General features: G+C 37.9%; 12 protein-coding genes. 1 reads left to right on the top strand and 11 read right to left on the bottom strand.

What is annotated here, in order from left to right; all coding sequences use genetic code 11:
- Positions 1-121: 121 nt before the first annotated feature.
- The 6 genes from AN391_RS19485 to AN391_RS19460 form a co-directional block, all read right to left on the bottom strand.
- On the bottom strand, positions 122-1,660 hold the full coding sequence (locus AN391_RS19485) for a glucan biosynthesis protein (protein ID WP_055016923.1): 1,539 nt from the start codon (positions 1,658-1,660) through the stop codon (positions 122-124).
- A 421-nt stretch (positions 1,661-2,081) separates the two neighbouring features.
- On the bottom strand, positions 2,082-2,834 hold the full coding sequence (locus AN391_RS19480; RefSeq protein WP_055016922.1) for an SDR family oxidoreductase: 753 nt from the start codon (positions 2,832-2,834) through the stop codon (positions 2,082-2,084).
- 138 nt (positions 2,835-2,972) lie between these two features.
- The gene (locus AN391_RS19475) at positions 2,973-3,224 is read right to left on the bottom strand and encodes a hypothetical protein (RefSeq protein WP_055016921.1); all 252 of its coding nucleotides are present in this window, start codon (positions 3,222-3,224) and stop codon (positions 2,973-2,975) included.
- Between the two features lie 119 nt (positions 3,225-3,343).
- Positions 3,344-3,628 (bottom strand): hypothetical protein, encoded by a 285-nt coding sequence (locus AN391_RS19470; protein WP_055016920.1) that lies wholly within the window; start codon positions 3,626-3,628, stop codon positions 3,344-3,346.
- Positions 3,629-3,978: 350 nt separating this feature from the next.
- The gene (locus AN391_RS19465; RefSeq protein ID WP_055016919.1) at positions 3,979-4,230 is read right to left on the bottom strand and encodes a Rho-binding antiterminator; all 252 of its coding nucleotides are present in this window, start codon (positions 4,228-4,230) and stop codon (positions 3,979-3,981) included.
- 15 nt (positions 4,231-4,245) lie between these two features.
- The gene (locus AN391_RS19460) at positions 4,246-5,085 is read right to left on the bottom strand and encodes a DUF417 family protein (protein ID WP_055016918.1); all 840 of its coding nucleotides are present in this window, start codon (positions 5,083-5,085) and stop codon (positions 4,246-4,248) included.
- 358 nt (positions 5,086-5,443) lie between these two features.
- On the opposite strand from AN391_RS19460, the gene AN391_RS19455 reads away from it, so the two are divergent.
- The gene (locus AN391_RS19455; protein WP_055016917.1) at positions 5,444-5,824 is read left to right on the top strand and encodes an N-acetyltransferase; all 381 of its coding nucleotides are present in this window, start codon (positions 5,444-5,446) and stop codon (positions 5,822-5,824) included.
- On the opposite strand, the gene AN391_RS19450 is transcribed toward AN391_RS19455, so the two are convergent.
- The 5 genes from AN391_RS19450 to AN391_RS19430 form a co-directional block, all read right to left on the bottom strand.
- Positions 5,821-6,456, bottom strand: coding sequence for a trimeric intracellular cation channel family protein (locus AN391_RS19450; protein WP_055016916.1), 636 nt, complete (start codon positions 6,454-6,456; stop codon positions 5,821-5,823). The genes AN391_RS19455 and AN391_RS19450 overlap by 4 nt on opposite strands.
- Before the next feature lie 196 nt (positions 6,457-6,652).
- Positions 6,653-7,048, bottom strand: a complete 396-nt coding sequence (locus tag AN391_RS19445) for a hypothetical protein (RefSeq protein ID WP_055016915.1) — start codon at positions 7,046-7,048, stop codon at positions 6,653-6,655.
- 2 nt (positions 7,049-7,050) lie between these two features.
- The gene (locus AN391_RS19440) at positions 7,051-7,374 is read right to left on the bottom strand and encodes a hypothetical protein (RefSeq protein WP_055016914.1); all 324 of its coding nucleotides are present in this window, start codon (positions 7,372-7,374) and stop codon (positions 7,051-7,053) included.
- 46 nt (positions 7,375-7,420) lie between these two features.
- Entirely contained in the window at positions 7,421-7,795 is a 375-nt protein-coding gene (locus AN391_RS19435; RefSeq protein ID WP_055016913.1) for a hypothetical protein, read from the bottom strand.
- A gap of 140 nt (positions 7,796-7,935) precedes the next feature.
- Positions 7,936-8,400 carry a hypothetical protein gene (locus AN391_RS19430; RefSeq protein WP_055016912.1) on the bottom strand — a complete coding sequence of 155 codons (465 nt, stop codon included), beginning with the start codon at positions 8,398-8,400 and terminating at the stop codon, positions 7,936-7,938.
- Between the last annotated feature and the right edge of the window lie 427 nt (positions 8,401-8,827).

The raw sequence follows: 8,827 nt of genomic DNA, 5'->3' as shown, positions 1-8,827 counted from the left end.
GTAACTGTATGCCTTGTTCATAACTCTTATGTAAAACTCTATATAAATGTAGTGAAAAATATATGGGGTCCACTAGGGTATTATAAACTAACTTTAGGGCCACCCGCTTTAATTTTTATAGTTACTCAATCGTTACCTTTGCATCACTTACCCATGTTTCGGTTATCGGCTCTTCGTTTTTATCAACCAAATACGCGCGTATGCTTACGGGGTCGTTATTGCTTTGTTTGTAGTCAAATGCTAATCGCCATTGGTTGGTACTCACTATTGGGTAAGCACCAATTGGCTCTAATATTTCGCCGTTGCTGGCTTCAACTATAGGCTTTATACCGCTTTCTCTGTCTAGGCCTTTTAATACAGGCCCTTCAAAGTCTATCACCATCTTGTTTACGCCCTCAGGAATAGGCTGGCCAGGAATTCCGCCCTGCCCCTGGCGTGTATTCACAACACTTGCCATTTTTTTTGATTTTGGATCGAGTGGACGCCATTCAATATCATAAGAAAAGGTAAACTCATCGCCTTTACGTACCTCTTTTTCAGGCACCCAATAGGCAACAATATTGTCAAACGTTTCATCTTTTGTAGGAATTTCGACTAGCTGTACAGCGCCTTTACCCCAATCACCCTGAGGCTTTATCCATGCTGATGAGCGCTTATTGTAAAACACGCCATCGTCTTGGTAGTTATTAAAGTCGCGATCCCTTTGAATTAAACCAAAGCCTTTGGGATTTTCATCAATAAAGCTATTGGTCGACACCGATTGCGGATTATTTAACGGTCGCCAAATATACTGGCCCGATCCAGTATGAATCGCTAAGCCATCGCTATCGTGAATTTCTGGGCGCCAGTCTTTAGCTTGTATTTTATCTTTTTCTGAGTACCAATACATACTCGTTAGCGGTGCTATGCCTAAGCGCTCTACATCGGCGCGCATATACAAATTAGCACTTACAGAGGTAACATGCCCTTTGGCCTTTTTGTTGTCTTTACTTAAACCAAACCGATAAGCACCTGTAACAGAGGGTCCCTCAAGCAATGCCCACACAGACATGCTTTCACCTTTATTTTCTGCAGGGCCTAACCAAAATGCCGAAAAGCGCGGAAATTCTTCTGGCTCACTCATACCGGTATTTATTGCAATACCGCGAGCCGACAACCCATATTGCCCTTGTGGGCCATCAGTTCTAAAATAAGACGCCCCCAAAAACGATATCCAATCTGGTTTTATATCAGGGCGCATAATTCTAAAACCTGCAAACCCAAACCCTTCTGGCAGGTCGTGGGCAGGGCTGTCGTCAGGCATATCAAAAAGCGCATTATTAAAAGGCAGTTCTTTTACGTTGTTTTTATCGTCTCTGATATAAATACTTACTGGCTCAGGAAAGTATCGGCCAGGGTAAAATAACTGCACCGGTGCCTTTTTGCCATTTGGGTATAGGGTTTCATCTTCTTTAAAGCGTATTTTCCAATGTTCGTCATAGGTAATTTTATCAATAAGATCAGGTGCAGGAACTGCAGTTGGCGTATAAGGCTTTTTGGCAGAGGCTTTTGCCATTGCTTTTAAATCTTCAAAAGTAAACTTAGCACTTGCTTGTGCTTGCGCCGCGTGTAACGACACAGAGGAGGTAATAATAGCGGCAATAAATAACTTTAACTTCATAAAAAGTATCTCTAGTAAAATGAGTCTAAAAATAAGCGCCCAGTATGAGCGCCTAACTTAAAATGCGTGTAAAGATATTACACACGGCAATATGAACTCGCGTTTACTAAAATAACGTTATTTGGCGAAGCTTTTATGCTTAGCTGCGTTTGGGGAAGTTGTATTTGAATAGTTATGTTTGGATAGTTGTGTTTAATAAATGCGGCTAATCCAGCTTTTACTTAGTTAAAGCCAGTGAGTGCTTTAAAATCGAAATACTGAACAATGCGTCGCAGCTAGGCTTAGTATAAACACCTGATTAATAAAGGCTTGTGAACAAGAACTGAGAAGTCGAGTAGCATGTTCAACCCCCTATTAAATTTTAACACCCACTTAAAAGTGCTAAGCCTGGGGAATTGCCATTACATTGGTTTGCTATGTATTAGAGGCCACCACATAAGTCTAAAAAATTCCCTGTTGAAAACGATGACTTTGCCGATGAAAGCCAATAAATAGCTTCGGCCACCTCCCCAGGTTCACCTCCACGCTTAAGAGGAATAAGCTCCTTTAGCCTTTCTACTCTTTCAGGTTCACCACCATCAGCGTGCATTTGCGTATTAATTAACCCAGGGCGCACACAATTAACTCTAATGCCTTCACAGGCAACTTCTAGTGATAATCCTTTGGTGAGTGTATCTATAGCCCCTTTTGAGGCAGCATAATCAATATATTCATTCGGTGAACCTGAACGAGACGCCCCCGATGAAACATTTACAATAACCCCTCCGTTTCCGCCATGACGTGTAGACATACGCTTTATGGCCTCTCGGCAGCACAAAAAGTAACTAGTCACGTTGTTTGCTAAAATAGTATTAATTCTTTCAGCTGTTAAATTCTCCAAACGCGACTGCTTACGTAAAATACCAGCGTTATTAACAAGTACTGATAGAGGGCCTAGCTCTGAATCAATTTTTTTAAACAGCCTTACTACATCATTCTCAACCGAAACATCTGCTTGGACTGTAATACAACGATTACCTGCAGCCCTAATATCGCTTGCGACAGCTTCAGCCGAAGCTCGATTAGATTTGTAATTGATACAAACCGCATACCCTTTTGATGCAAATAATTTAGACGTAGCAGCACCAATACCTCGGCCTCCACCCGTTATTAAAACCACTTTTGTGTTATTCATAAGTCATCCTTAAATAATGATATTGGAGGAATATGGAATGCTTTGCTAAATAATAATTTGTTGGCATGGCTTTTTGCGTTGTTTGCCAAAAACATGACAACGTAACATTGCCGGAGTTTAGGCGCTTGTTATATACCCTTACTTTGTTTTATTTCTTGTTTCCATTAACGTGATACGAGCATTAATGTTTTTAATCGCATGAGCGACATAATGATAAAGAACAAAAAATGCTGATATACCTGTTATTAGAGCGGCTGGTATAGACGGAATAGTTAGAGTAAGGATGAGCGCAATTGCAGTAATTCCAACGACAATAAGCCATGTGTGGGTTGCACTGAAAAGTTTTCGATTTTGTTGCTCGATAATTTTTATACTTTGATCTATATCCATTACCACAAACTCCTTGGGGTATATAACGCCGCAAATAAACGGCAAAAATTAGTTGGCTAAAATTTGTGAGGCACGAACAAAGCCAACTGGTTTTTGTCGGCCCTTTTTAATTTGCTTTGTTATGTTGCGACTTTATATTTCTCGTATTTTTTAGCATGCTCAGGACGATTCATTAACGTGGCAGCTTTTATTAAATGCTCCCAAAATAGATGGCCAGGGCTTTTATTGTCTTCCATTACACCATCCAATTCTTCCATAGCTAGACGAAGCTCATTTACGGATAAGTACTCAAGAAAGTCTTCTTCACTATAACCAAAGTCAGATTCTTTGATTTCAGCCGGAAGCAATTTATATGCTGCTAGTAACTCCGCTGATATTAGCTCCCATTTGTCACTGATACTCATAATTTCCCTAGCAACATAAAAGCTTATTGAACACCACTTTGGGGGGTTATAACCCCCCAAAAACGGCGCATATTACATCGCTCAATAATTCCACTAAATAATTGCAATGTAAACAAGCAATTAGGCATGCAGTTAAAAACCTTTGTTTATATTGCACCAAAACGGCTTTTAATAATGTTATTGGACAAAGTCAAAATAGCTGTTTATGTTAACAGTTCATTCTAAAGGTAAATTTTGGCTTTGGGTATTTAGCACGTATGAGTTAAAGCATTGGCCAGATAAGCGAGCCTTAACATATTGATGAAACAGACCCGCTGGAGTGTTTATGATAAAACGAATTAGTTAGTGAATTACTTTACATCAAAGTCCACATGATCAAAGTAAGGATTACTTTCACGCGCTTTAAGAACGCTGATTGTAGTGAGCACAATAAGCTTTAGCTCGCCACTTACATTAATGGCAATGCACTCTTGTTTGAGTGCATTGCGTTTTATATCAGTTGCTACGCCACATACAGCATCGCCATTTTTTAATATAAGCTCAATGCTTAAATGGTGCATACAGGCAATTTCGATGTAATCGTAATGGTTGCAACTGATCATAAAGTTCTCTTTACATTATTTAGCTGGCTTAAGTAGCATTAAAGTGGCAATAACAACTAAGTTGCCTACATACCATAAATCTTTAATTACAAATTGTCCTAAACGTTCTAATAACGTGCTTGAGCTAAACGCACCGGTGGCGGTAATTAAAAATGTTTGGGTCATTAAAAATACGCTTAAACACGCTAAGCCACTAACAATAATAAGCTTTTTATTGTTGAGTAAAATGCCCGCACCAAGTAGTACTGCAAATAATACATCAAACCCTCCAATGATATTTGATGCGCCTTGTACGCTAAATACCGTGTATAACCACGACATAAACGGTGAGGTTTCTACTAGGCCTACAATGGCCTTGGCTTCAAACTCATAAAATTTCATGCCGCCAATCCACAATAAAACCATAGCAACCGGTATAAAGTTTAAAAGTACGTGTTGTTTGTCTGTTAGTTTATTTTTATAAAACAAAAATAAATACAAAGGGATGATAGCAAAGTATTTAATTATGCCTTGCCCACTACCAATAATTGGAAAGCCGCCTAACTGTGCCATCCAGCGGTTACTGGCAAATAAGGTAAGCAAAGGCACTATGCTAACAACTAATGCGAGTATAACTGCAGGCACAGGCTTTATTAATTTTAAATGCGCAGCTAAGGTGGTGACTGCCAACGCAATCATAGCGCTGCCAGTGAGTAAACCTAACGTGTTTACACTGAGTAAAGTATCAAGTTTATAAAAACTAAATGTCGCTGTGAGTGTGTTTGGGTTTGCACCTAAAGCAAACGATACACCAAGTAATGCAAAGCTGAGTGTAAGTAAAAAGATGAGTGCGTTATTTGTGTGTGTTATGTTCATTGTGTGCCCATTAAATCTGTAATGGCTAATAAAGACCTAATTTTTACAAAAAGTGATTCAACTAAAGTTAAATTTTTTAAATACTAGGAAGGACATTTTGGATTTTACGTTTACAAAAGCCACGCCCGAAAAGCGGTTTAACCTGAGCTTTGGTTAAGAGATTTAGATATAGTTGGTTAGTAATGTTACTGGGTCTGTTTTCTCTAGCTAGAAATTTTAAGTGAAAACAAGGCGAATTTGCGCGTCAATAGCTAGCCTATTGCAAGTAAATTCAACGCAGTTAGCGCTAAAAATAGCTGCTTGAGATAAATTTATTAGCCAAGGCTCAGGTTATTAATTAAATCTTAGAAAACTTACTATGGTAGAGCACCTTGAGCTGGCCGGCTTATTTTTAACTGAGCAACAGCATAATGAAAGGGTTGACGAGCAATACGATTGCTCTCATCTTATACAGTTTAATGGTAAAACCATAGGTACGTTAAAGTACAAAATATGGGGTAGCCACATTGAAATAATGCAATTACAAATACACCCCAACCATCAAAATAAAGGCTACGGCAGAGGCGTTATTGAGCAAGTAATTAAAACTGCAAAGTTAAAGCCTATCAAACTAACAGTACTTAAAAACAACCCTGCTAAAGCACTTTATACTCGACTAGGCTTTAAGATCACTGGGGAAGATAACTATGAGTACCATATGCAAACTCAGCCAATTAATAACTCCCGCCTTAAAACCTAATCACTTTGATTTTTAAAATCTTTTTTTCTGAAAATGGTTAGGTGCCAGCCCCATTTAAGCGAGCCAAGCCTTAAAAATACCGTTGAAAACAATGAGCCTAAAATACACCAAATGTAATCGACTTCTAGGGTAAATAACGTAGCATAAACTAAACCACCAACTAAACAGGCTGAGGCATAGGGTTCGTTGCGCATAACTGAAGGCACTTCACGGCAAATCACATCGCGTATTAGGCCGCCAAATATCCCTGTAGTGATCCCCATTGTTATCGCGATAATCATACCTGTGCCGCCTATTAAGGCTTTTTCTATGCCCATAATATTAAATAATGCCATCCCTATGGCATCTACGAGTAAAAAGTAATAGTTATTTACATGTGGTAGATAACGCACAAAAAATATGGTGGCGATAATAGCGGCGTACGCTGAATATAAATACTCGGGCGTGGCTACCCAAAAGATCGGTTTATCTAAAAGTATATCTCGTAGCGTGCCACCACCTAAAGCAGTAACTGTTGCAACTACAACTACACCAAATCCACTTATGTTTTTTTCGTAGCCCAACAATGCGCCTGCTACAGCAAAAAATGCCACACCAAGTAACCCCAGCACCATAAAGTATTCAGCAGTCATGTGCAGTCCTTTTAAAAATTTATAAATGAGTGCATCAACTTATATGCCAAAAATAATTAGTAAGAGCAAAAAGAGGATTAAAAAATACTATTTAAAAACAGTATGCTAGAAATCACTTAATGCAGCTGTGACTGAGATTGAATGAAATAAAATATTCATAAAAGTAATTATTTTAAAAGTGAGTAGTTTTTACATATTATTTATAAGTAGGGCTGTAAATTAAGCTATTGCGATTAACCCATTCATAATAAGCTAAATAACCGACAAAAAGAGCCTCTAAAATTAATAGGCTTATACCCTTCCAACTTGCAGAATCTAGGTATATAAAAATGAAAAAAATGCAAATCAATGCCCAAAATGTGTTAGCTAAAGCTAATATTTTAATGATCAAAAAGCTTCTTTTTCTTTTATAAGCCAACAATAATGCCAGCGCACCATAAAGCATATTAGCTGCTGTAATAAATTGAATGACATATAGAGGTAAAGAATAAACTTCGTGAAACCATCCTTGAAAACTAAACAACGTTAAACCTGCAAGTAGCCCTGCTGCACCGTCGAGAAAGAGTATGTCGAATTTTTTATGTGTAACCACTTTTAGTATCTTTCAACTTTTAACTGTTTTGCCTTTTTAACCGCCCACCAACCAATTACTAGGCTCATTAATATCCGCACGGGAAAGTAAATAGCAGCAGGAATACCAAATAACCAATTGGCAAAGCCTTGTGGCATTACATAAAACGCAACCTGCTTCACCCAATATATAAACTCAACATACTGCGCTAAAAAGTCATTAAGCGATAAGCTCAGAGGTGCTAAATTATTACTGATTAAAACCCATAGTGCATACAAACCAAGCAAACCATCGCCCACACTGCCAATATAAGATGAGTAACCAATAAATAATAAAAAGCCGCGCATAGTAAGTCCCAATCTGCTGTATCGTTAAGTTAAAAAATATACTCGCTTAGTTGCAGCCTTTGTTGGTTTTGGCTAGCTGAACGTCATGCACACTTGCATGTGCACCACAGTAAAACATGTAGTTAGAGCAGTGATGGTTTTCATCTTTAAGATTCAAGCCATTTTCATTAAATTCTAGTTCAAACTTACAGTTAATATCGTATTCGGGCTCTTGCTCTTCAAACACCAGTTTTTTATCCTTTAGTACTAAAGGTAATGGTTCTGTAGTTTCTTCAAGCGGCGCTGTGATAGTGCAAATATGAAAGTTGTAGCCCCATATAAGGCCTTCTGTAAAATATTTTTCGCTTTTTTTGAATATATTTATGTAACTCGTTTTTAGTTTAAAATGCTCATTACTTTCGCCTCCATCTTTGTTGAGCATAGGGGTCGCGCCTGTTATTTTATCCGTTGTGGAATAACATCCTTCAAATGAGCTTGCATATGAATATCCACTAAAGATGACACTTACTAGCATCAAAAATATTAAAACCAGTTTGCTCACCACTGCTCCTTGCTGCGCTGTTAATCTTCGTCAAAAAAACGGCCACTATCATCTGTCATTTTTACTGGTAGGCCGTTATCAACCATAAAATAGTAAAAACGTAGGTCGTCAATTAAGTCTGGAGCGGTTATTTCAATATCTTGGTATGTCGCGTTTTTAAACTTAAATCGTAAAATATGCTCAAAACGCTTAGTTTGGCAATAAAGCACTTCTTCTAGCTCAGACACTTTTATATTTATGCCGAGTAGTTCAAACTCGCCATTTACAATTTCAATTGCATGAGCCTGTTCTGTGTTTGCACAATACCACTGTGAAAAAAACCTCAATAATACAAACGCAAAGAGGTATAAAAATTGATGCAGCAAAGGCTGTTCAATAAATACCTCTACCCAAAATAAAACTATAACTGCGATAAATGTGTTGAAACCAAGCGTCCAAAGTAGTTTTGCGCTGGGTGTTTTTTTGTACCTTGTTAGTTTATTCATAAGTCCCTTTTTAACGTTATCCCTAGATAAATATTGCTACAAAATATTACTTATTTTTTTCCTGCTATTGTTGGGTCGGCTTTGTTTGCGGGCTCTTGCGCTTATAAGTGCGTCTATTCCTTCTCGCGCTCAGGAAAGCGTTCTCGGTCAATGGCTTTTGCGCTGGAGTAAAGTTCATCTAATGTGTAGGTAGAAAAGTCTATTGGGGTGTCCATGCTTGGGGGGATTCCTTTACGTAATTTATCTCAAAGTAGCATAGCTTTAGTAATTTATTCAATATCTTAAATTAAAGACTGGTGTAGCCTTTAGCTTTTAGCTTTTAGCCTTTAGCTTTTAGTTTTTAACTTTTAACTTTTAACTTTTAACTTTTAACTTTTAACTTTTAACTTTTAACTTTTAACTTTTAACTTTTAACTTTTAACTTTTA

It is taken from the genome of Pseudoalteromonas sp. P1-13-1a (assembly GCF_001401875.1).
Taxonomy (GTDB): domain Bacteria; phylum Pseudomonadota; class Gammaproteobacteria; order Enterobacterales; family Alteromonadaceae; genus Pseudoalteromonas.
This window is presented reverse-complemented; position numbering and strand designations above follow the sequence as displayed.